Origin of the sequence: Carbonicoccus niuqiaonis, from assembly GCF_050157065.1 — a bacterium.
Taxonomy (GTDB): domain Bacteria; phylum Actinomycetota; class Actinomycetes; order Propionibacteriales; family Propionibacteriaceae; genus Avipropionibacterium.
Window position 1 is genome coordinate 3,871,601 of record NZ_CP189573.1, and the last position, 22,691, is coordinate 3,894,291.

Annotated in this window: 21 protein-coding genes and 1 pseudogene; 9 read left to right on the forward strand and 13 right to left on the reverse strand. The window is 69.6% G+C overall.

The features are described 5' to 3' along the window. The first annotated feature begins 33 nt into the window (after positions 1 to 33). Genes ACQBAU_RS17640 through ACQBAU_RS17650 form a run of 3 tightly spaced genes read left to right on the forward strand, consistent with a single transcriptional unit; the run spans position 34 to position 4,396 of the window. Positions 34 to 642: a TetR/AcrR family transcriptional regulator gene (locus ACQBAU_RS17640; protein WP_465255410.1), complete on the forward strand. Its 609-nt coding sequence runs from the start codon at positions 34 to 36 to the stop codon at positions 640 to 642. Continuing rightward, positions 642 to 2,375 (forward strand): ABC transporter ATP-binding protein, encoded by a 1,734-nt coding sequence (locus tag ACQBAU_RS17645; protein ID WP_465255409.1) that lies wholly within the window; start codon positions 642 to 644, stop codon positions 2,373 to 2,375. Before ACQBAU_RS17640 ends, ACQBAU_RS17645 begins: the two co-directional genes overlap by 1 nt. Next, positions 2,372 to 4,396, forward strand: coding sequence for an ABC transporter ATP-binding protein (locus ACQBAU_RS17650; protein WP_465255408.1), 2,025 nt, complete (start codon positions 2,372 to 2,374; stop codon positions 4,394 to 4,396). The genes ACQBAU_RS17645 and ACQBAU_RS17650 overlap by 4 nt, the downstream gene beginning before the upstream one ends. A gap of 4 nt (positions 4,397 to 4,400) precedes the next feature. On the opposite strand, the gene ACQBAU_RS17655 is transcribed toward ACQBAU_RS17650, so the two are convergent. Then, positions 4,401 to 4,886 carry a hypothetical protein gene (locus ACQBAU_RS17655; protein WP_465255407.1) on the reverse strand — a complete coding sequence of 162 codons (486 nt, stop codon included), beginning with the start codon at positions 4,884 to 4,886 and terminating at the stop codon, positions 4,401 to 4,403. Next, positions 4,883 to 6,025: a hypothetical protein gene (locus tag ACQBAU_RS17660; protein WP_465255406.1), complete on the reverse strand. Its 1,143-nt coding sequence runs from the start codon at positions 6,023 to 6,025 to the stop codon at positions 4,883 to 4,885. Before ACQBAU_RS17660 ends, ACQBAU_RS17655 begins: the two co-directional genes overlap by 4 nt. 70 nt (positions 6,026 to 6,095) lie before the next feature. Here ACQBAU_RS17660 and ACQBAU_RS17665 point away from each other — a divergent pair, with 70 nt between their 5' ends. Then, positions 6,096 to 7,685, forward strand: a complete 1,590-nt coding sequence (locus ACQBAU_RS17665; RefSeq protein WP_465255405.1) for a molybdopterin-dependent oxidoreductase — start codon at positions 6,096 to 6,098, stop codon at positions 7,683 to 7,685. A 21-nt stretch (positions 7,686 to 7,706) separates the two neighbouring features. Here ACQBAU_RS17665 and ACQBAU_RS17670 read toward each other — a convergent pair whose 3' ends face one another. Further along, positions 7,707 to 8,567, reverse strand: a complete 861-nt coding sequence (locus tag ACQBAU_RS17670; protein WP_434549702.1) for a M56 family metallopeptidase — start codon at positions 8,565 to 8,567, stop codon at positions 7,707 to 7,709. Next, on the reverse strand, positions 8,564 to 8,968 hold the full coding sequence (locus ACQBAU_RS17675) for a BlaI/MecI/CopY family transcriptional regulator (protein ID WP_434549703.1): 405 nt from the start codon (positions 8,966 to 8,968) through the stop codon (positions 8,564 to 8,566). The genes ACQBAU_RS17670 and ACQBAU_RS17675 overlap by 4 nt, the downstream gene beginning before the upstream one ends. Positions 8,969 to 9,128: 160 nt before the next feature. On the opposite strand from ACQBAU_RS17675, the gene ACQBAU_RS17680 reads away from it, so the two are divergent. From ACQBAU_RS17680 to ACQBAU_RS17695, 4 genes are read left to right on the forward strand one after another with little or no spacing between them, the layout of a single operon-like run. Then, positions 9,129 to 10,616, forward strand: coding sequence for a cytochrome ubiquinol oxidase subunit I (locus tag ACQBAU_RS17680; RefSeq protein ID WP_465255404.1), 1,488 nt, complete (start codon positions 9,129 to 9,131; stop codon positions 10,614 to 10,616). Positions 10,617 to 10,628: 12 nt separating this feature from the next. Continuing rightward, complete coding sequence (cydB, locus tag ACQBAU_RS17685; protein ID WP_465255403.1) at positions 10,629 to 11,654, forward strand: cytochrome d ubiquinol oxidase subunit II; 1,026 nt, start codon at positions 10,629 to 10,631, stop codon at positions 11,652 to 11,654. Next, positions 11,651 to 14,980 (forward strand): thiol reductant ABC exporter subunit CydD, encoded by a 3,330-nt coding sequence (gene cydD, locus ACQBAU_RS17690; RefSeq protein WP_465255402.1) that lies wholly within the window; start codon positions 11,651 to 11,653, stop codon positions 14,978 to 14,980. Before cydB ends, cydD begins: the two co-directional genes overlap by 4 nt. A gap of 5 nt (positions 14,981 to 14,985) precedes the next feature. Next, a complete protein-coding gene (locus ACQBAU_RS17695) occupies positions 14,986 to 15,537 on the forward strand; it encodes a DinB family protein (RefSeq protein ID WP_434549707.1) in 552 nt (183 codons plus the stop codon). A gap of 8 nt (positions 15,538 to 15,545) precedes the next feature. On the opposite strand, the gene ACQBAU_RS17700 is transcribed toward ACQBAU_RS17695, so the two are convergent. Both ACQBAU_RS17700 and ACQBAU_RS17705 read right to left on the reverse strand, forming a co-directional pair. Next, on the reverse strand, positions 15,546 to 16,268 hold the full coding sequence (locus ACQBAU_RS17700) for a hypothetical protein (protein ID WP_465259411.1): 723 nt from the start codon (positions 16,266 to 16,268) through the stop codon (positions 15,546 to 15,548). Continuing rightward, positions 16,241 to 16,969: an Ig-like domain-containing protein gene (locus ACQBAU_RS17705; protein WP_465255400.1), complete on the reverse strand. Its 729-nt coding sequence runs from the start codon at positions 16,967 to 16,969 to the stop codon at positions 16,241 to 16,243. Before ACQBAU_RS17705 ends, ACQBAU_RS17700 begins: the two co-directional genes overlap by 28 nt. Positions 16,970 to 16,999: 30 nt before the next feature. Here ACQBAU_RS17705 and ACQBAU_RS17710 point away from each other — a divergent pair, with 30 nt between their 5' ends. Next, positions 17,000 to 17,131, forward strand: a complete 132-nt coding sequence (locus ACQBAU_RS17710) for a hypothetical protein (RefSeq protein ID WP_465259412.1) — start codon at positions 17,000 to 17,002, stop codon at positions 17,129 to 17,131. Positions 17,132 to 17,322: 191 nt separating this feature from the next. On the opposite strand, the pseudogene ACQBAU_RS17715 reads toward ACQBAU_RS17710, so the two are convergent. The 7 genes and pseudogenes from ACQBAU_RS17715 to ACQBAU_RS17745 all read right to left on the reverse strand — a co-directional run. After that, positions 17,323 to 17,562: pseudogene (locus ACQBAU_RS17715) on the reverse strand (hypothetical protein); the annotation flags it as partial. A 201-nt stretch (positions 17,563 to 17,763) separates the two neighbouring features. Beyond that, the gene (locus ACQBAU_RS17720) at positions 17,764 to 18,075 is read right to left on the reverse strand and encodes a hypothetical protein (RefSeq protein WP_434549709.1); all 312 of its coding nucleotides are present in this window, start codon (positions 18,073 to 18,075) and stop codon (positions 17,764 to 17,766) included. 131 nt (positions 18,076 to 18,206) lie between these two features. Further along, on the reverse strand, positions 18,207 to 18,377 hold the full coding sequence (locus ACQBAU_RS17725; RefSeq protein WP_465255721.1) for a polymorphic toxin type 24 domain-containing protein: 171 nt from the start codon (positions 18,375 to 18,377) through the stop codon (positions 18,207 to 18,209). A 45-nt stretch (positions 18,378 to 18,422) separates the two neighbouring features. Further along, on the reverse strand, positions 18,423 to 19,127 hold the full coding sequence (locus ACQBAU_RS17730) for a hypothetical protein (RefSeq protein WP_465255399.1): 705 nt from the start codon (positions 19,125 to 19,127) through the stop codon (positions 18,423 to 18,425). A gap of 364 nt (positions 19,128 to 19,491) precedes the next feature. After that, positions 19,492 to 21,249, reverse strand: coding sequence for an alpha/beta fold hydrolase (locus ACQBAU_RS17735; RefSeq protein ID WP_465255398.1), 1,758 nt, complete (start codon positions 21,247 to 21,249; stop codon positions 19,492 to 19,494). Positions 21,250 to 21,358: 109 nt separating this feature from the next. After that, the gene (locus ACQBAU_RS17740) at positions 21,359 to 22,183 is read right to left on the reverse strand and encodes a uracil-DNA glycosylase (protein ID WP_434549711.1); all 825 of its coding nucleotides are present in this window, start codon (positions 22,181 to 22,183) and stop codon (positions 21,359 to 21,361) included. Between the two features lie 37 nt (positions 22,184 to 22,220). Next, complete coding sequence (locus ACQBAU_RS17745; RefSeq protein ID WP_465255397.1) at positions 22,221 to 22,643, reverse strand: hypothetical protein; 423 nt, start codon at positions 22,641 to 22,643, stop codon at positions 22,221 to 22,223. Between the last annotated feature and the right edge of the window lie 48 nt (positions 22,644 to 22,691).

Below are 22,691 nucleotides of genomic sequence, written 5' to 3' on the forward strand. Positions count from 1 at the left end.
AGTGAGTGCTCACTCAGTGGTACGTTGACCGCCGTGCGCACCAGAGCAAAACCCCTGCCCGCCGACGAACGGCGGGCCCAGATCATGGCGGTCGCCAAGCCGCTGATCCGGGAGCACGGAATCAACGTGACCACCCGGCAGATCGCCGACGCCGCAGGCCTGGCCGAGGGGACGCTGTTCCGGATCTTCCCCACCAAGTCCGACCTGCTGCACGCCGTGATCGCGAGCACCTTCGATCCGAGCGACACCTGCGACGCCATCGACGACATCGACCACGAGCTCGACCTGCCCGACCGGTTGGCCGAGCTGATCGACATCCTGACCGAACACGTGACCGAGGTCGCGGCCGTGTTCCCGTTGCTCCGCGAGATCGGCCACTCCGGCCCGGACGGCCACGACCCGCACCGGCTGCGGGAGCACCAGCATGAACATCAACGGATGCTGACCACCGCGGTCGCTGACATCCTGAAGCCCGACGCCGACCGCCTCCGTGTCCCGCTCACCGACGCTGCCGCCTTCGTGCAGTCCTCGGTCCTGCTGATGAGCCACCCCATGATGAAGCACGGCTGCATGGACAACCCCGACAACCTGATCACGGTGCTGCTGTACGGCATCGTCCACGCCTCCGAGGAGACCTCCTGATGCTCGTCAAGCTCCTGCTGTCTCATCTGCGGCCGTACCGGCCGTGGCTGCTGTTGGTCGTGGTCCTGCAGCTGATCGGCACGATGGCCAACCTGTTCCTGCCTTCGCTGAACGCGACGATCATCGACGAGGGCGTCGCCACCGGCAACACCACACTGGTGTGGCAGACCGGGTTGATCATGCTCGCGGTGAGCTTCGCCCAGATCCTGTGCCAGATCGGATCGGTGTTCTTCGGCGCCCGGACCGCGATGGCGTTCGGCCGCGACGTCCGGACGTCGGTGTTCAACCGGGTGCTGTCGTTCTCGGCCCGGGAGTTGAACGAATTCGGCGCGCCGTCGTTGATCACCCGCAACACCAACGACGTGGTGCAGGTGCAGATGCTGGTGCTGATGAGCTGCACCATGCTGGTCGCGGCACCGATCACCATGGTGGGTGGCGTGATCATGGCGCTGCGCACCGACGTGGGCCTGTCCTGGTTGATCGTGGTCGCCGTGGTCGTGCTGGCTGCCGCCATCGGTGGGATCGTCTCCCAGATGGGTCCCCAGTTCCGGCTGATGCAGGGCCGGATCGACGTGGTCAACCGGGTGCTGCGCGAGCAGATCACCGGCATCCGGGTGGTCCGGGCCTTCGTCCGGGAGCCGCAGGAGGTGGAGCGCTTCGACAAGGCCAACGCCGACCTCACCCACACCGCCAAGATCGCCGGCCGGTGGATGGCGCTGATGTTCCCAACGGTGATGTTGATGATGAACGTCTCCAGCGTCGCGGTGCTGTGGTTCGGTGCCCGGCGCGTGGTCGACGGCCAGCTCGGCGTCGGCGACATGATGGCGTACCTCACCTACCTGGTGCAGATCCTGATGTCGGTCATGATGGCCACCTTCATGTTGGTGATCCTGCCGCGCGCGACGGTGTGCGCGAACCGGATCGGCGAGGTGCTCGAGACCGACTCCTCGGTCGTCCCGCCGCAGCAGGGTGTCACCAACGTCGACCCGGAGCCGAGCGTCGAGTTCGACGACGTCACCTTCAGCTACCCCGGCGCCGACGAGCCGGTGCTGCGCAACGTCACCTTCACCGCCCGCGGTGGGCAGACCACCGCCATCATCGGCTCCACCGGTGCCGGCAAGTCGACCCTGCTCGGGTTGATCCCCCGACTGTTCGACGTCACCAGCGGTTCGGTCCGGGTGAACGGGGTCGACGTCCGCGAGCTCGAGCCCGACACGTTGTGGGACCAGCTCGGACTCGTCCCGCAGAAGGCGTACCTGTTCACCGGGACGGTTGCCAGCAACCTGCGGTACGGCAACCCCGACGCAGGCGACGAGGAGCTGTGGGCCGCCCTGCGGATCGCCCAGGCCGAGGACTTCGTACGGGAGAAGGACGACCAGCTCGAGACCGAGATCGCCCAGGGCGGGACGAACGTGTCCGGTGGCCAGCGGCAACGGCTCGCGATCGCGCGGGCGCTGGTCGCCAAGCCGGGGACGTACCTGTTCGACGACTCGTTCTCCGCCCTCGACGTCGCCACCGATGCCCGGCTGCGGGCCGCCCTGGCCGCCGAGACCCGGACCGCGTGCATGATCGTCGTCGCACAGCGGGTCTCCACCATCCGGCACGCCGACCAGATCATCGTGCTCGAGGACGGTGAGGTCGTCGGCCACGGCACCCATGATCAACTTCTCGTCGACTGCCCCACCTACATCGAGATCGTCGAGTCCCAACTGGCCGCGGAGGCAACCGCATGAGTGACACCACCACCCCGGAGAAGCCGGCGGCCAAGGCCCCGGAGCGTCCCAAGTACGGCCCGACCGAGCGGCGCGGTCCGCACAGTGCCGCTCCGGTCGAGAAGGCGATGGACTTCCGCGGCTCCACCAAGCGGCTGCTCGGCAAGCTCGCCCCGGAGCGGCCGCTGCTGATCCTGGTGCTGGTGCTCTGTGCCACCAGTGTCGCGATGAACGTCGTCGGCCCCAACATCCTGGGCAAGGCCACCGACGTGATCTTCACCGGCATCATCGGCTCCCAGTTGCCCGCCGGGGCCACCAAGGAGCAGGTCATCGAGCAGCTGCGGGCCGCCGGCAACGACACCTTCGCCGACATGGTGCAACGGCTCGACGTGGTGCCCGGACAGGGTGTCGACTTCAACGAACTGGCCACCATCTTGGCGATGGTGCTCACCTTCTACGTGGTAGCCGCACTGTGTGGCTGGTTGCAGGGCTTCATCCTGAACGAGGTCGTCCAGCGTTCCATCTACCGACTGCGCAACGAGGTCGAGGACAAGATCAACCACCTGCCGTTGAGCTACTTCGACCAGCAACCCCGTGGCGAGCTGCTCAGCCGCGTCACCAACGACATCGACAACATCTCCCAGGCACTGCAGCAGACCATGAGCCAACTGCTCAACTCACTGCTCACCGTGATCGGCGTGCTGTTCATGATGTTCTGGGTGTCACCGGTGCTCGCACTGGTGGCGTTGGCGTCGATCCCGGTGTCGCTGGGGTTGACCGTGGTCATCGGGTCCCGGTCGCAGAAGCTGTTCGTGAAGCAGTGGAAGACCACCGGTGAGCTGAACGGCCACATCGAGGAGGCCTACACCGGACATGCGCTGGTCAAGGTGTTCGGCCGGCAACGCGAGGTGGAGAAGGTGTTCGCCGACAAGAACGAGGAACTGTTCACCTCGAGCTTCGGCGCCCAGTTCATCAGCGGGTTGATCATGCCGCTGATGATGTTCGTCGGCAACCTCAGCTTCGTCGCGATCGCCGTCGTCGGCGGCCTGCGGGTCGCCTCGGGCCAGCTCAACATCGGTGCGGTGCAGGCGTTCATCCAGTACTCCCGGATGTTCACCCAGCCACTGGCCCAGCTGGGCTCGATGGCCAACATCCTGCAGTCCGGCATCGCGAGTGCCGAGCGGGTGTTCGAGGTGTTGGACGAGGAGATCGAGGTGGAGACCGCAGATGCGGCCGCCATCACCGGGCCGACCAAGGGGCGGGTGCAGTTCTCCGGCGTCGACTTCTCCTACCTGCCGGACCGGCCGCTGATCACCGACCTCGACCTGACCGTCGAGCCCGGGCAGACCGTCGCGATCGTCGGCCCGACCGGGGCCGGCAAGACGACCCTGGTCAACCTGATCATGCGGTTCTACGAACTGGACGGCGGGCGGATCAGCCTCGACGGGATCGACGTGTCCACGCTGCCGCGCGCCACCCTGCGCTCGCAGATCGGGATGGTGCTGCAGGACACCTGGCTGTTCCACGGCAGCATCCGCGACAACATCGCCTACGGCCGCCCCGACGCGACCGAGGACGAGATCGTCGCCGCTGCGGAGGCCACCTTCGTCGACCGGTTCGTGCACTCGCTGCCCGACGGGTACGACACCGTGATCGACGAGGAGGGCAGCAACGTGTCCGCCGGTGAGAAGCAGTTGATCACCATCGCGCGGGCGTTCCTGGCGGATCCGGCGCTGCTCATCCTCGACGAGGCGACGAGCTCGGTCGACACCCGGACCGAGCTGCTGGTGCAGCACGCGATGGCCCGGTTGCGGACCGACCGGACCAGCTTCGTGATCGCCCACCGGTTGTCGACGATCCGCGATGCCGACGTGATCCTGGTGATGGAGGACGGCCACATCGTCGAGCAGGGCGACCACGCCGCGTTGATCGCCGCCGACGGGGCGTACGCGAAGCTCTACCAGAGCCAGTTCACCGCACCGATCGACGACCAGGCCACGGAGCAGGTCGCAGCGCAGGCGTTGGAGCCGGCTGGCGAGTAGTTCGTCAGTCGCCGGCTGACAGCGGGCGGCGGGTGTAACCCGGCATCGGGGCGGCGCGCGGCCCGGCCGACTCGACCGCACCCTCGTCGATCGCCCTGAGCACCGCGTCGGGATCGGCGCTCATCGGGGGTGGCTCCCAGCCCGGGATGGGGCGCCCGGCGTCAAACCCCGGCACCTCCCCGCTCAGCAACAGGCGCAAGGAGGGGGTGCGTTCCACCAAGTCGTCGAACCATCGCTGGGCGGCGGCGTTCGCCTCTGCTGCGATCCGCTCGGCTTCCTCGGGATCGGGCTCCGGGGGGACGGTGGTGTGTCCGGTCCCGGTGGCCAGGCGCTCGTCCTTCAACAGTGCCGCCGGGTGCAGGTCGCCCTTGGCCACCTGGTCCAGCTTGGCGGTCAAGTCGTCATCCCCCCGGGTGCGGGCCACCGCGGCCAGGGCGTCGGCCACCAGCGACTCCAGCGTCGGCGTCGGCTCCTCCGATGGCTCGGTCACAGCAACTCACTCGGGTACGGCGGAAGCTCGTCCGGGTCGCCGGCGATGTCGGGCAGGGTGATCCGATAGGCCGGGTACTCGTACGTCAGAGCTTCGGTGAGCGTCCCCGACAGGGTCGCGACGAGATTGGCCCCGGCGCCCAACGTGCTGAGCACGGCCGTGAACAACATCGTGAGGGTGTTGGCGATCGCCACCCCGGCGGGTCCCACCCGGGCGGCCGTGACCACCAGGCCGGCGCCGGCCGGGAGGGCGATGCCGGCACTGCTGAGCAGGGCCATCAGCACCGCCACCAGGCCCACGATTCCCTCGACCAGCACCGTCAGGGCATCCACCAGGGTCTTCCAGGCATTGGCGGTGTTGAGGCAGCCGTCGGCGAACTGCGGCAGCTTGACGCACTGGGTCTCCATGGCGTTCGCCAACGAGGCCAGGTACGCCTCGGCCCGGTCGGCCCCGATGCCGGACCACCCCGACGTCGTCGCCACCCCCGCATCCCGGATCAGCACACTCAGCTGGGCGTGGTAGTCGACCACCGCGTGCAGTGCCAGGCCACAGTGGTGGAGCCGGTCCCAGTCGCCCACGACCTTCTTGGCGATGTCGGTGGGGCCCAGCCCGATGAACCCCAGGAACTCGTCGGCCAGCGACCCCGGGACCGCGCCCAACAGGTCGTTCAACCGATCCAGGGCGCCGTCGACACCGGGTGCCTCGCCGCTCGGTTCCACCAGAGCCTGGCTGGGATTCCACCAGTCGGGGAACTTGTCGTCGTGACCCGTCAGCTGCGTCTGCACCTGCATCGGCCCCGCCGCCTCCGGGGTGGGATCGGCGATCCGGGCCTCGGGAAACAGCATCGCCGCCTGCACCGCCGCATCGGCCTCGTTGTTCTGGTAGGCAGCTGCTGTCGCCTGAAACGCCGAGGCGACGCCCTTCAACAACGTCGGTACGCGACCTGCCGCCGAGTGGAGCTCACTCGCAAAGGCCGGGTGCCCATGCAGGTGCGCGGAAAGCAGGCCCGAGTCGTACAGGGTGATCGGACAGTGCTCCTCGATGAACGCCGGCAACCTGACCGAGTCGTCACCCAGGAAGAAGTAGTAGCCCCAGGCCTGCTGGAGCGTCCGGGTCTCCACAGCGAGGTTGGTGCCCACGAGACGGAGCCTAGGAGGGTACGGGGTCACCGGCCGTGCGCGATTTGCCCCGCAGGAGGACGATGGCACCATGGCGGTCACCGAAGCGCGGGTCCCGGAGGCGTCGACGCCCACGCCCGAGCCTGCGACGCCCGGGCCCGCGACCGCACCCCGGCGTCCGCGGCTGTTCGCGGCCCTGTCCGGGGTGGTCGCCACGGCCGCCGGGTTGGCCGCGGCCGCCCTGGTCGCCCAGGTGGTGGCACCGTCCTCGTCGCCGGTGGTCGCGATCGGTGACTGGCTGATCGCCGTCCTGCCCGGGCCGGTGGTCAACTTCGGCAAGGACACCTTGGGCCACGCCGACAAGCCCGTTCTGCTGGCGGTCATCACACTGGTCGCGCTCGCGCTCGGGGCGTTGGCCGGGCTGCTGGAGTACGACCGGGAACGGCTCGCGTGGGCGGTGATCGGCCCGGTCGCGGTGTTCGCAGCCCGCTGCGCCCTGCTCGGCCCGGACATGTGGCTGGTCGCCCTGGTACCGGCCGCCGTCGCGGTCGGGATCAGCTTCGCGTTGCTGTCGGCCCTGCTGAACCGGCTCGACGACGCCACCGCGGAACCGTCGCCGCAGAGTCGCCGCAACTTCGTGCAGTGGCTGGTCGGGGGCGGCATCGCGGCCGCACTCGGATTCGCGGCCGACCGGGTGGTCACCGGCACCGTCGGCCGTCCCGGCGGCGGGCCACCCGGCCCTCCCCTGCCGACGCCGGCCGATCCGGTGACGATCCCGACCACGACGGACCTGCAGCTCAGTGGACTGTCGCCGTACGTGACCCCCAACAACACCTTCTACCGCATCGACACCGCGCTGGTGGTGCCGCGGATCAACCACCTCGACTGGCAACTGCGGATCTACGGGATGGTGCAGCGCGAGGTCGTGATCGACTACGCCACGCTGTCGGGTCGACAGCTGGTCGAGCACGTCGCCACCTTGAGCTGTGTCTCCAACACCGTGGGTGGTGACCTGGTCGGCAACGCCCGTTGGCTCGGCCTGCCACTGCGGGAGCTGCTGGCCGAAGCCGGTCCGCTGCCTGGTGCGGACATGGTGCTGTCGCGGTCGAAGGACGGGTTCACCGCCGGCACCCCGCTGGAGGCGATGACCGACCCGGAACGCCAGTCCCTGTTGGCGATCGGGATGAACGGGGAGCCGCTACCGCTGGAGCACGGGTTCCCGGCCCGGCTGGTCGTCCCCGGGTTGTACGGATACGTCTCGGCCACCAAGTGGGTGACGGAGTTGAAGGTGACCACCTTCGCCGCGGACCAGGGCTACTGGACGCCCCTGGGCTGGTCGGCGCTCGGGCCGGTCAAGCTCGCCTCCCGGATCGACGTCCCCCGCGGCCGCGCCGACGCCGGCACCGTCCAGGTCGCCGGGGTCGCCTGGGCCCAGCACACCGGGATCGCCGCGGTGGAGGTGCAGGTCGACGGCGGCGCCTGGCAGCCGGCACGGCTGGCCGACACCACCGGCCCGGACACCTGGCGGCAGTGGGTGTTCGAGTGGCAGGCCACTCCCGGCGACCACGAACTGCGGTGCCGGGCGCGCGACTCCGACGGTGAGTGGCAGACCGAGCAGGAGGTGCCGCCGGCACCCGACGGCGCAACCGGCCTGCACACCCGCACGATCTCGATCGGCTGAGGCTCTGTCGGCTGAGGCGGGTCAGCCCACGAGGAGGACGGCCACCGGGACCGCGAGCAGCGACAGCGCCATCGCGTACGTGAGCAGTGCCAGCAAACGACGGTTGGCCGACCGGCTGGTGAGCCGGTCCAGCCGCGGCGCCAGCGCACCGCCCAACCCGAGGGCCGCCTCCGGTGCCGGGCCCGGCGACAGGGCCGCCATCGCCCGCACCAACGGCAGGGAGCCGACCTGCCGGACGGCGTTGTCGTCGGCCATCATCTCCACCAGCACACGGGCCTGCTGCAGCGGCAGTTCGCTGCGGACCCCGACCGGGAACGCCCGGTGCAGTGCGGCGAAGGTGTCGAGCACGATGTCGTGACGGGCCCGCAGGTGCGACTGCTCGTGCGCCAGCACCGCGTCGAACTCGTCCTCGGCCAACGTGTCGAGGGCCCCGGAACTGACCACCACCCGAGAGCTGGAGAAGAAGCCGGGCAGGCAGTACGCCACCGGCTCGGCACCGCTGACCACGTAGTGGCGCGATCCCGTACGGCCCTCCTCGGACCGGGCGAGCAGGTCGACCAGGTCACGGTGACGTCGCCGCCGCGAACCGGAACGCGCCAACTCCCGGATCCCGAACCAGAGCAGCCGGACGACCACGTGCCCGACGAAGATCAACACCACCGCCGACACCGCGAGCCGTACCGGGTGGACGACGTCGGGCAGGTGCCGCAACACGCTCACCCCGGCCCCGATGACCGCCACCAACGCGGCGACCGCTCCGGCCTGCCACAACACGATGGCCGCCCGGGGCACCTGGTGCAGCCAACGCCACCGCTTGACCAGGTACGGACCCGGCCCGACCAGCACCAGGCTGATCACCACCAACACCAGTGCGGTGATCATGACGAGCGTCGACGGCTCCGGGTCCGGTCCCGCGCCGACGACGTCTGCTCCAGCGTGGCCAGGGCCTGCCGCAGGGCGTCGGCATCCTCCGGGGTGACCCGGTCGACGAACGCCAGCAGTGCCGCCGACCGGTCGGTGCCGTCGTCCTCGAGCACGGTGTGCATCGCCTCGGCCGCCATCTCCTCCCGGCTGCGCGCGGGACGGTACAGCCAGGCCCGGCCGTCGCGTTCGCGCATCACGATGTCCTTGCCGGCAAGGCGGACGAGCACGGTCATCACCGTGGTGTAGGCGAGGTCACGATCACCGGTGACCGCAGAGTGCACCTGCCTCACCGACAGTGGCTCCGCACTGTCCCACAACACGTCCATGACCTGGCGTTCCAGGTCGCCGAGCGAGGCCATCCCGCCTCCTTTGCAGAGCGACGACATCGCGGGGGTGCCCGCGACGTACCGCCAACTGTAACACTCGCGTAGTACGTTTCGTAGTAGTACGAACCAGTGTAGTACGGATCACTGTCGTACTTTTCTTGGTAGTACGACAGACAGTAGTACGTTGGCATCCATGACCGAGGTCACCCTGGCGCGCTGGCAGTTCGCGATCACCACCGTCTACCACTTCTTCTTCGTCCCCATCACGATCGGCATGTCCGTCCTGGTGGCGACCCTGCAGACCATCTGGCTGCGCACCGGCAACGACCGGTACCTGCAGTTGACGAAGTTCTACGGCAAGTTGTTCTTGATCAACTTCGCACTGGGGGTTGCCACCGGCATCGTGCAGGAGTTCCAGTTCGGGATGAACTGGTCGGACTACTCGCGCTTCGTCGGCGACGTCTTCGGTGCCCCGCTGGCGCTGGAGGGGTTGCTCGCGTTCTTCCTCGAGTCGACCTTCCTGGGGCTGTGGATCTTCGGCTGGGGCCGGATCCCTCGACCGCTCCACCTGGCCGCGATCTGGCTCGCCGCGATCGGCACCTGGCTGAGCTCGATCTTCATCCTGGCGGCGAACTCGTGGATGCAGAACCCGGTCGGCTTCGTGATCAACGAGGCGAAGGGGCGGGCCGAGCTCGTCGACATCGGGGCCGTGTTGACCAACCCGGTCGTGCTGGTGACCGTCCCCCACCAGCTGCTCGCCTGCCTGATGACCTCCGGCGCCCTGATCGCCGCCATCTCCGGCTGGCACCTGTGGCGCTCCACCCGCACCCCCGTCGAGCCCGTCGACCAGCTCACGGACCGGGACGCCCACCGGTGGGCACTCCGCTTCGGGGCCGTGGTGATGTTGGTCGCCGGCGCCGGGGTGATGGTCAGCGGCGACGTCCAGGGCAAGGTGATGACCGACGTACAGCCGATGAAGATGGCGGCCGCCGAGGCGTTGTACGAGACCGCGCAGCCGGCCGGGTTCTCGATCTTCACCATCGGCACCCTGGACGGCTCGGCCGAGGTCTTCAGCATCCGAATCCCGTACGTGCTGTCGTTCCTGGCCGAGGGCACCCCCGATGCCGAAGTGGAGGGGATCAACCCGCTCAACGCCGAGTACGCCGAACGGTTCGCCCCGGAGCTGGAGCGGCTGTACGGGCCGGAGGTGGCCGCCCAGCTCACCTCGTTCAACCCGAACGTGCCGGTCACCTACTGGAGCTTCCGGCTGATGATGGGCCTCGGCTTCGCCGCCATGGGTACCGGGTTGCTGCTGTTGTGGGTGACCCGACGCGGCCGACTGCCCCGGCACCGACTCTGGTTTCCGCTGTTGGTCGCCCTGCCGTTGGCACCCCTGTTCGCGAACTCGTTCGGCTGGATCTTCAAGGAGATGGGACGCCAACCCTGGTTGGTGTTCGGACTGATGCCCACCTTCACCGGCGTCTCCCCCGGCACCACGACCGGCGAGGTGATCACCTCACTGGTGGCGTTCACCATCGTCTACGGGGTGCTGGCCGTCGTCGAGGTCGGACTCCTGCTCACCTACATCCGCCGCGGTCTCCCCGACGTCTCGGCCGAGGCGGCTCCCGACAGCGACGCGTCGGACGACGACGTCGACGCCCCCCTCACGTTCGCCTACTGAGACGAGTTGATCATGGACATCTCAACCCTGCAGTTCGTCTGGTTCGCGCTGGTCGCGGTGCTGTTCGTCGGGTACTTCGTGCTCGAGGGCTTCGACTTCGGTGTCGGCATGTTGCTGCCGGTGCTGGCCCGTGACGAACGTGAGCGGCGGGTGATGATCAACACGATCGGGCCGCACTGGGACGGCAACGAGGTGTGGGTGCTGGTCGCCGGTGGCGCCATGTTCGCCGCCTTCCCGGAGTGGTACGCGACCGTCTTCGCCGGCTTCTACCTGCCGCTGTTGTTGATCCTGCTCGCGCTGATCGTCCGCGGCGTCGCGTTCGAGTACCGCGGCAAACGCGACGACCCACGGTGGCGGCGCAACTGGGACTGGTGCATCATCGTCGGCTCCACCGTGCCGGCGGTGTTGTGGGGTGTCGCCTTCGGCAACATCGTCGCCGGCCTCCCGCTGGACGCCGACCACGACATCACCGGCGGCCTGCTCGACCTGCTCAACCCGTTCGCCCTGCTGGCCGGTGTCGTGACCACCACGGTGTTCCTGACCCACGGCGCGCTGTTCATCGCCCTGAAGACCGTCGGCGACATCCGGGTCCGGGCCCGCCGCCTGGCCGGCCGGATCGGCCTGGTCGCCGCCGTCGCGCTGGTCGGGTTCGCGGTCTGGTTCAACCTCGCCCACGCACACACGACGCTGGTGTGGGCGACCACCGCGGTCGCGGCGGTCGCGCTGGTCGGCGCCCTGCTCGCCAACCGGGTCGGCCGCGAGGGCTGGGCGTTCGCCGGGACGGCGGTCACCACCGCCGCGGCGGTCGCCACACTGTTCCTCGGCCTGTTCCCCTACCTGCTGCCGGCCACCAACGACCCGGCGAACAGCCTGACCGTGGTCAACGGCTCCTCCTCGCCGTACACCTTGATGATCATGACCTGGGCGGCCGCAATCGCCACCCCGGTGGTGATCGGCTACCAGGTCTGGACGTACTGGGTCTTCCGCAAACGGATCGGCGTCCAGCACCTGCCCGAGCCCACCGGGACACACCCGTGAGCTCCGGGCCGCCGGTCGACCCGCGCCTGCTGCGCCGTGGTCGCGCCACCCGCGGGTACCTGGCGGCGACCGTCCTGGTCGGCGCGGTGCAGGCCGGATTGGTGGTGACCCAGGCGTGGCTGCTCGCCACCGTCGTCACCGACCTGGTCGACCACTCCGGGTTGGCCGGGACCGCCGACCGGCTGACCCTGCTCGCGGTCGTGCTGGCCGGCCGGGCCGCGACGGCCTGGCTGCAGCAGTGGTTGGGGCACCGGGCCTCGGCACAGGTGAAGTCGGAGCTCCGGCTGGACGTGCTGGCCGCCCGGCTGCGCCGACCGCGGGCCACGACCGGCTCGTCCGGTCGGCTGATGACCCTGGTCGGGGAGGGCCTCGACGCCCTCGACGGTTGGTACGCCCGCTACCTGCCCGCGCTGGTGCTGGGGGTCGTGGTGCCGGTGGTGGTCGGCATCGCGATCGCCACCGCCGACCTCGTCGCCGCGATCACGGTGGCGCTGACCGTCCCGCTGATCCCCCTGTTCATGGTGCTGGTCGGGCTGGCCACCCGGCACCGCCTCGACAAGCGCTGGCGGGCCCAGGCCGTGCTCGCCCACCGCTTCGCCGACCTGGTCGCCGGACTCACCACCCTGCAAGGGTTCGGCCGCGCGCGGTCACAGGTCACCGGACTGCGCCGGACCGAGGAGCGGCACCGCGCCGAGACGATGGGCACACTCCGGGTGGCGTTCCTGTCCGCCCTGGTGCTGGAGCTGCTGGCCACCTTGTCGGTCGCGGTGGTCGCGGTCGGCGTCGGGCTCCGGGTGGTCGACGACCAGCTGGCACTGGGGACCGCGCTGTTCGTGCTGCTGCTCGCACCGGAGGCCTACCTGCCGCTGCGGCAGGTCGGCACCCACTACCACGATGCGGCCGACGGGATGGCGGCCGCCGACGAGGCGTTGACCATGATCGACTCCGCCCCACCGGTCACCGACGAGGTGGCCGAGCTGCCACCGGTCCAGTTGATCACGTTGACAGGAGTGACGGCCGTCGACCGGCCACACCGGACCGACCCACTGAGCTGCACCATCCGGGCCGGTCGGGTCACCGCGATCACCGGCCCCTCGGGGTCGGGCAAGACGACCGCACTGGAGTTGATCATGGGCCTGCTCACCGCCGGCGCCGGGACGATCAGCCTCGACGAGACCCCGCTGACCCCGGCCACCGCCGCCGCCTGGCGCCGGCAGGTCGCGTGGGTGCCGCAGACCCCGGGAATGATCACCGGCACGGTCGCCGACAACGTCCGGCTCGGCCACCCGCCGGCCGACGACGATGCCGTACGGGAAGTGCTCGACCGGTGCGGTGCCGGCGACCTCGAGCTGGGACGGCACGTCGGCGGTGACGGTGGTGGGCTGTCGGTCGGCGAGCGACGCCGGGTCGCGCTGGCCCGGGCCCGCCTGCGGATCACCGCCGGCGGCGCCCGCTGGTTGCTGCTGGACGAACCGACCGCCGGCTTGGACGTCGCCACCGAGCAGGCCGTGGTGCGCGGCCTGCCGCCGGGGGTCGGGGTCATCGCCGTCACCCACCGGGCCGGATTCACCGACATCGCCGAGGACGTGATCAGGGTCGCCGCTCCAGCCAGGCGGGACGAGCTGCCTCTCGACAGGCCCGAGGGACGGCAAGCCAAGCCCGAGGGACGGCAGGCCGAGCCCGAGGGGCGACAGGCCTTCGGTGCGGCGTGGCTGGCCCGGCTCGGCGAGCGCACCCGGTTCGTCGGCGCCATCGTGCTCGGGGTGCTGGCGGCCAGCTCCGGTGCCGCACTGCTGGCCACCGCGGCCTGGCTGCTGACCCGGGCGGCCGAGCACCCGCCCGTGCTGCACCTGATGGTGGCCGTCGTCGCGGTCCGGTTCTTCGGCATCGGCAAGGGCGTCTTCCGCTACGTCGAGCGGCTGGCGGGTCACGACGTCGGGCTGCGGCAGCAGTCGCGGCTGCGGATCAGCACGTACGCCCGGCTCGCCGACCAACTGCTGCTGGGACGTGAACAGCACCGGCTGGTCAACCGGCTGACCCGCGACGTCGGAGCCGTGGTCGACCGGACGGTGCGGGCGACGCTGCCGCAGGTCGTCGCGGTCGTCGTGGTGGTGGCGGCGATCGCGTTCGCCGCGGTCGTCCACCCGGGCGTCGCCCTCGCTCTGGTGGTCGGGGTCGTGGTGTCCGGGCTGATCGCTCCGGCGGTCGGCGACGCCCTCGCCCGCCGCGGCCAGCAGCGACTCACCGACCAACGGGCCGTGTTCGCCGGCCATGTCGGCGAGGCGCATCGGCTCGCGGCAGAACTCACCGCCTACGGTGCGGCGCCCGCGCGGCTGGCTCGGGTGGCAACAGCCGACCACGGACTCCGCGACATCGAACAGCGGGCCGCCACCGCGGGCGGGGTCGCCGCGGCCCTGCAGTTGGTCGGGATCGGTGCGGCGACTCTGGCTGCGCTGGTGATCGGCGGCCCGGCGGTTGCCGCCGGCACGTTGTCCGGACCGGTGTTCGCGGTGTTGGTGTTCCTGCCGCTGGCGCTGACCGAGGTGCTGGGGACGTTGCCGGTCGCCGCGCTCACCCGCACCGCTGCCCGTACGGCGTTGGCCCGGGTCCGTGCGGTCGGGGCGGGTGCGCCACCGATCGCCGACCCCGACCGACTCACCGGTGAGGTCGCTCCGGCGGTCGGCAGCATCGAGTTGGCCGACGTCACCGTCGGCTGGCCCGGCGCGGCACCCGTCCTGACCGGTGTCGACCTGTCCGTGGGCCCGGGTGGCCGGGTGGCACTCACCGGGCCCAGCGGGCTGGGCAAGACCACGGTGGCGGCGACCGTGATCGGGCTGCTGGGGCCCCCGGCCGGGCAGGTCACGGTGACCGGCCGGATCGGCTACCTGGCCCAGGATGCGCACCTGTTCGACACCACGGTCACCGAGAACGTCCGGCTCGGTCGGCCGGACGCCACCGATGCCCAGGTCTCGGCCGCGCTGGCCCGGGTGGGGCTCGACCTCGATCCCGGCCGGCGGGTCGGTGAGCACGGCGCCGCGATCTCGGGCGGGGAGGCCCGCCGGGTCGCGCTCGCCCGGCTGGTGCTGCGCGGGGTCGACGTAGTGGTACTCGACGAACCCACCGAACACCTCGACCGGGCCACCGCCGGCGCCCTGCTCGACGACGTCGACCGGTTGTGGCCCGACGCCGCGATCCTGGTGATCACCCACGCCCCGGAGCTGGTGGCCACCCGGCTCGGCGCTCGCGTGGTCGACGCCCGGGTGTGGCGGACCGGGACGGCGGTGTCCGTTCCGGACCGGAAGCGGCCGGTGACTCTGCAAGGGTGATGGCCATGACCATCGACTGGACCCGTGAACTGGGCGAGCAACTGACCTGGCACTGGAACAACCAACTCCGTGCCCGGCTCGACGGCCTCACCGACGACGAGTACTTCTGGGAGCCGGTGCCCGGCTGGAACGTACGGCCCCGGGGCACCTCGACCGCTGAGATCCAGGCCGGGAGCGGCGACTTCACGATCGACTTCGCGTTCCCGCCGCCGGAACCCGCCCCGGTCACCACGATCGCGTGGCGGCTGGGTCACGTCATCGTGGGCGTGTTCGGGGCACGCAACCACAGCCACTTCGACGGCCCGGAGGCCGACTACTTCGGTTGGGACTACGCCGGCACCGCCGACGAGGCGCTGGCCCAGCTCGACGCCCAGTACGCCCACTGGACCCGCGCCATCGCCCAACTGGACCCGGCCGACCTGGCCCGCCCGGTCGGGGAGGCCGAGGGCGGGTTCGCCGACAAGCCGATGGCGACGTTGGTGCTCCACATCCACCGCGAGGTGATCCACCACGGCGCCGAGATCGCGCTGCTGCGCGACCTCTACGCCCGCCGCTGAACCACTGATCAGCTCGTACGGCGTCGGCTCCTGACCAGCAACAACCCACCCGCAGTCAGCAACATCACCGCGGCAGCCGACCCGGCGGCCGCACCCGTCGCGACACCGGTGTCGGCGAGACCACCACCGGTGGTGGGCGGGACGTCGTCCACCGGCGGCACGTCGTCCACCGGCGGCACGTCGTCCACCGGCGGCGGGGGCGCTGGCTGCTCGGCCGGGGTCACCTCGACGGTCAGCGATGCGGTGGCATCGCCCAAGGTGGCGGTCAGCACGTGCGGACTCGCCGTCGGGAACCGTACCGTCAGGCTGTCGATCTCGTCGGTGGCGACCGAGCTGGTGACCACCACACCCGAGGTGTCCACCGGGTTGCCGAACTCGTCGGTCGCCGAGACGCCCAACGTCAACGAACCGCCGACGTCGACCGGGGACTCGCCATCCTCGATCCACAGCTCCAGGACGGTCGGGGCACCGGGCGTCACTGACAACGGAGCCGTCGCGGTCAACTGTCCCAACGTTGCGGTCAACGTCCGATCGCCAGCCGCGGTCGGCGTCACCGTCAATCCGACCATCGTGTCCGAATCGACCGAACTGGTGATCACCACACCCGAGGTGTCCACCGGGTTGCCGAACTCGTCGGCGGCCGACACCACCAGGTCCACCGGCGTCCCGGCCACCACCTCCGGCTCACCCGACACCACCAACGTCAGTGACACCGCCGCCGCGGCGACCACGGTGAGCTCGGCAGTCGTCGTCGCGTCTCCCAGCGTCGCGGTGATCGTACGAACCCCACACTCTCCGGGGTCACCAGCCAGCCCCTGATCTCGTCGCCGGTCTCACTGCTGGTCAGCGCCGCCCCCGACACGTCGACCGGGTTGCCGAACTCGTCCTCACCGACGACGACGTACGAGATGGTCGAGCCGGCGACGACCTGCCGGTTCTTCGGCGCGATCCACAGCGTCGCAACCGGCGCCACGGACACCGTCAGCGAGGCCGTCGCTGTCACGTTCCCCACACTCGCGGTGATGGTACGAACGCCCTCCTGCTGCGCGGTCACCGACCACCCCGAGACCTCGTCATCGGCCTCGCTACTGGTCAGCGCCGCCCCCGACACGTCAACCGGGTTGCCGAACTCGTCCGCACCGGTGACGGTGTAGGTCACACTCTCCCCGGCGACGATCTCGTGGGTCGTCGGCGAGAGCAAGAGCGTCGTCGGCGTCGCGACACTGGTCCAGCCCGCGTACAGCGGCACCGTCGTCGGGCCGTTGCCGCCCCCCAGGATGGTGCTGCTCGAGACCGGGGCGCCGGACGCGCCCGGCTGCCGGAACCAGCCGAGGAACTCGTGGCCCTGCCGTACCGGCGCCGCCGGGAGGGCCTCCTCGGCCATGGCCAGGGTCGGGGCGTACACCCACCGGTCGGCCGGTGGGGCTGCCACCCCTCGGCGTGGAACTGCAGCAGGTAGCTGTTGTTCGTCACGGTGACGTCGCCGGCAACGGTGCCGGTGTTCACGATCACCCCGGTGTTGAAGATCGTGCCGTCACCTGCGATGGATGCGGCGTTGCGGATGGTGCCGGAGTTGGTCATCGAGCCGCCGTGATCGACGAACAGGGAGTACTGCAGCAGGATCAGCGTCCCGGCATTGTGAAGGGACCCGAAGTCGAGGCCCAAGCTTCCCGCACCGATGGCCGAGCCATCACCGCCCTGCACCTGTGCGGTCACCGTCGCTGCCGAGCCGATGACCACATCGGCCCCGTCGCCCATGGATCCACCGCCGATGCCGGCAGCGTGGGGTCCGCCGGTGGCGGTGACCGTACCGCCGTTGATGGTGACCTCACCACCATCACCGCCGGCCCCGCCGCCGATGCCCGCGGCACCGTCGCCACCGTCGGCGGTGACCGCCGCCCCGGGCTGGATGGTGACCGAGCCACCGGAGCCACCCTGGGCACCACCGATGGCTGCGGCAAGGTTGCCGCCGAACGCCTCGACGACACCGCTCGCCGTCGGGAAGATCTGCGTCCAGCAGGAGATCCTCGAGGCCGAAGAAGACCCGCTGGAGGATCGCGTAGCGAACGTCGTCCCCGAGGCGGGTGTCCGATGTCATCGTCGCGTAGAACTGGGACCGGAAGGCCGCAGCCTCGACGCCGCTGCTGAGGTAGGTGCCGAAGAGCGCCGCGTAAGCCCCGTCCAGGACTCCGAGTTCGTCACTCATGGCACCTGGCCCAATGCCCTCTAGACGTTCGGCTCGTACATCACCACGGTGGGCCCGTACTGGTCGACCACTTCGACGACGATGTTGCGGCCAGGGAAGTCAGCGGCTGCCCTCGTCCGCCAGCACGCGGCGATGAACTCAGCGGCCATGTCGTCGCTGTGATCATTGCGCTCCCCGTCCGCCTCGAGCTCGTCCCAGACGACGAAGTGGTTGACCGCTCGGGCCAGTGCCGCCCGGTCTTCGCCCAGTGTGCGCCGCCAGTCCTCAAACGTGTCGGGGTCGTACTGCGACTCCACGAGGACGATCCCGTCCACCTCGATGAGCTTGGGCATGGCCCGCTCTGCCACGGCCACTACCCCTGCCACACCCACCTCGTGCTGAAGGTAGAGCTGAGCATCACCACGTGGCTCAAGCTCCTCCGCCCACGACGACACCGTGGGATCGGACATCGCGTCAAAAGACATCACAGGTTGTGCACCTCTTCTGGTGTTGCCGGGCGGACCTTTGGCGACTTCTTCACGTACGTCTCGCCAGTCTTCGGGTTGGTGACTCGCGTGTACTCCTGCACGTGCGGCGGGGGAACGCCCGCGTGGGGCTTGGAGTTCGGATCGATGTCAACCCGCTTCGTGGGCAGTCCGTCCGGCCGTACTCCTGATAGTAGGTGACCTTGCCATGGCCATCAGTGCGATACAGAACCTCGTTGGGTCCCGCTTGCTTCGGGAACGCGTTCTTGCCTCTGCCAGTCCCGGTTCCCGTTTATTCGCGACCACGAGAGACAGGCGACCCCGGGTGCGGACGTCCGTGCAGACGGTCGTCCAGTTCCCGAAGCTTCAGACCGGTCTTGCTGGCGATGTCGTCCCATCTCTTCCTCCCCCCAGGCCGCGAGCTCGTCCCACTTCTTCTTCAGCCAAGGGGCAGCATTTTCGACGAGCTCTCTGAACGGCTTTCGTAAGCGCTGGAAGACCTTGCCGATTCCGAAGGGGATCAGGCCAACACCGAACCAGATGAGGTTCTCGAGTGCCGCCCAAGGGTCATCGAGGACCTTCTGGATGAAGGCCCCAGGATCGCGGAAGAACTCAGCGAGGGCATCAGCGATGTCGAGGAAGGTCATAACGATGCCCACCACCAGCGCCACCGCTGCCAATGCCGCCAACACCTCAAGCCCGAGGAAGATCGCGACCCCGAGCCCGGGATGGAAGTCTCCGCCCCGGACCCGCAGCAGACCGCCGCCGACACTGTCGGTGACCTCCAGGCCGGCCGTCGCCGGAACGCCGATACCGGCCTCCTTGTCATTGGCCGTGACGTTGCTGTGCAGGGTGTGCCCGTTCAGCTCCAGGTACACCTTCTGACCCGCCGGCACGTCGAGGAACGGACCGCTCATCATGGTGATGTCGGCGCCCAGGACGATGCGGTAGTCCGGACCGGTTGCGTTGTCGAAGGCGGCCTACACCTCATCCCGCGTGGTGACCGTGACGGTCGCGGCGGCCGCCGGTCTGACCATCACCCCCGAAGCCATCACCAGCATGGTCGCGAACAGCACAGCCAGGGTTCGACGCACCACAGCACCGACGGAAGGCCAAGAGGACATGGGGTTCCCTACGTTGTACGTGATCGGCCACCGACCAGTGTGCGATCTCGCAGGGAGCCTAGTGGAGTTGCCCACTTAGTGCCATAGAAGAATGCGACCTTTTCGCGCGGGTCTGTCGCCTCGTTGTCCCTTCACAAGTGCTTTTGTCGACACAACTCGCTCAGAAGCGGCCCGCTGCCTCACGCCGGGCCTGCTTCAGCATCGGGTTGCCCTTCTTCTTGGTCGGCTGCGGCGCCATCCACCACTCGACCCAGTCGAGCGGTCCGCGCAGGTCGTGGACCTGCGAGTCTCCCGGCAGCGGCGAAGTGGCACACAGCGTCATGTCCTTGGGCAGGGTGGCCTTCGCATCGAACAGGAATGCGTCGCCGATCTGCTCCACGCAGGCCGACGGCCCGTCGATGTACAGCCCGTGCTGGCCCTCCTGCGGCACCCCGACGAACACGGTCTTGCGGAGCGTACGGAAGTGGCTCTGCAGGGCACCCTCGGTGGCGGTCGCCGGGTCACCCTCGGCCTGGAACATCAACAGCTGCGGCGATCCGGTCAGGTCCATCCGACGCGGCTGTTGCTGGTGCGGCCAGAAGGCGCACATCGGCACGGTGTTGAAGTAGCCGATGTAGCTGTACTTGCGGGTGTCGCGGTCGGCGGCCCGCAGGTACGGCTGCGGATTCGAGCCGTACGGGGTGTCGTTGCAGCGAACCACGGTGCCGACCGACCCAAGGTCGACGATCTGCTCACTCGACTGCTTCGCCTCGGCCCGCTTGTCGGCCAGCAGGTCCGCCGGGGTGACCGCTCGGTTGTCGGTCGCGGCCGCGAGCGCGGTCCGGGCGGCCGGGCTGACCTCGCCGGAGTCGGCGACCTTGCCCAGTTCGACGATCGCCTCGGCCGCGGTCGGGAAGCCGGCGTTGGTGTAGATCGGGTTCAGCACGGCGATGTCGAGCTCGTAGCCGGTCGGACCTTCCACACCCGCCTTGGTGTTGGCGACCAGCTTCGCGCGGATCTGCTCGTACCGCTGCTCGACCGCCTTCGCGGTCGTCCCGAGGCCGTACGTCTCGTTGTTGCGGGCGATCCAGGGGAACAGCATCTGGTCACGGCGCCGCTGGAACGACAGCGAGTCGCTGGTCTGGTTGTCGTACATGTCGCCGACCCAGTTCATGTTGGAGTCGAGGATGAACCGGCCGACCCGCTCGGGGTAGGTGTCGGCGTACCACGTGCCCAGCCAGGTGCCGTACGAGTAGCCGATGTAGTTCATCTCGTCGTGGTCGAGCAGCGCCCGCAGGAAGTCCATGTCGTACACGGTCTGCTGGGTGTCGACGAACTCGGCGAACTCGGTGGCCGAGCAGGCCTTGGCCAACAGCTTCGCCTCGGCGACCTCGACCTCGTGGGTCTGCTTGGTCCGCTCCCGGTAGTCGGGGGTGACCGGCAGCGCAGCGAGCTCGGCGGCGTCGATCGGGCAGCTCAGCCGGGTGGATCGGCCGAACCCACGGGGGTCGAAGCCGAGCAGGTCGTAGTCGCTGAACAGCTGGGTCTTCGAGATGGCCAGTGCTGCGCTCAGCGTGAGGCCGGCACCGCCGGGGCCACCCGGGTTGGTGACCATCAGGCCCTTGGAGTCGCCGGTGGCCTCGGAGTACGCGATCGCGACCTGGATGTCGGGATGGTCGTCCGGGTTCTGCCAGTCCATCGGCACGGTGACGGTCGCGCAGTTGGTGTCGGGTGCGTCGGGGTACAGGCCCTTGACCGTACCGTCGAACGAACAGGGAGCCCAGTTGACCTCTTGGTCGAGGTAACGCTGCGGGATCTCGACCGGACCGGGTTCACCGACGTGGCCCCGACCTCGGGCGTCGGCAGTGGCAGTGACGCTGGTGGCGAGCAGTGCGGCGACGGCGAAGCCGCTCAGCACTGCGCGGATGGACCTCTTCATGATCAACTCCAGGGGGATCAGGCTCGGAATCGAGCACGCTACCGGCAGGTAGGGTCCACGTCCACCCCCCTGCCCGAGGTCGTGGGAGGGGAGGTCACCGGGGGCGAGGTCACCGGAGACGGTTGAGGACGTCGTCGAGCATCGACTCGGTCAACTTTCCGGTGAAGGTGTTCTGCTGGCTGACGTGGTAGCTGCCGACCAGCCGGACGGTGCGCCCGTCGGGGGTGATCAACTCGGCCTCCGCACCGTGGCCGAACCTCGGCCGGGGTCGCGGCACCTGCCAGCCGAGCCGGGCCGTGGCGGCCAGGGTGGTCCGCCAGGCGAGTCCGCCGAGAGCCAACAGGCTGCGCAGTCGGGGCGTGGCCAGGGCCAGGTCCCGGTCCAACCACGGGGCGCAGGTACGGCCCTCCTCACCGGTCGGCTTGTTGGCCGGCGGGGCGCATCGGACGGCGGCGACGATGCGGCAGCCGGTCAACTCCAAGCCGTCCCCGGCGGCGACCGCGGTGGGCTGGTTGGCGAATCCGGTCCGGTGCAGCGCGGCGTACAGCCAGTCGCCGGAGCGGTCCCCGGTGAACATCCGGCCGGTGCGGTTGGCCCCGTTCGCGGCCGGGGCGAGGCCGATGATCAACACCTCGGCGTCCGGGTCGCCGAAGGACGGTCCGGGACGACCCCAGTACGGCTGGTCGGCGAACGAGGCGCGGCGGCCGGTGGTCGCCACCGACTCGCGCCACTCGACCAGTCGGGTGCAGGCGCGGCAGACGCTGACCCGGGCGTCGAGTTCGGCGATCGTGTCCGCGCCGGCGGCCAGTTCGACCACCGCCTCGGCGGTCTCGGCGACCGGTGTGTCCCCCGACGCCGGATCACCCGGCCAGCCGGTCCCCGGGGGCACCGGGGACGCGAACTGGGCGCGGGTGATCGGGTGTGGGTCGGTCATGGCCCACCATCATGGCAGGACCAGTCGCGCGTCAGGATCAGTAGCGCCAGGCGGTCGTCTGCCAGCTGGAGCAGTGCGTGTGGGAGCACACCCGGTACTGCATCCGGACTTTCTTGACCGAGTGGTTGGTGACCCCGCCCCCGGCCCTCGCGCTGGTCCAGGTCCAGCTCGGGACTCCGTACTGCGCGGTGCGGACCTTGTTGCTGCCCCACCGAACAGTCTGCGCCCGGACGTGCAACTCGGCCTTGTGCCCGTTCGACCGGTGGGTGTCCTGCAGCACGCCGCTGATGCTCACCTTGCTGTTGCCGTAGTACACCTTGCCCCGGAAGCTGGCGCCGGGCGCCGTCGCACTGGCCGAGTAGGCGGCCTGCGCGGTCGGGGCCCCGGCCAGGGCCAGGGATGACCCGAAGAGCACGGCGATCAGCAGGACGGCGAATCGTCGGAATGAGTTTCTGTTCATGGGTGCAAACGGCCTCATTCGAGGAGGTCACCGCTCGAGGAGGACGAC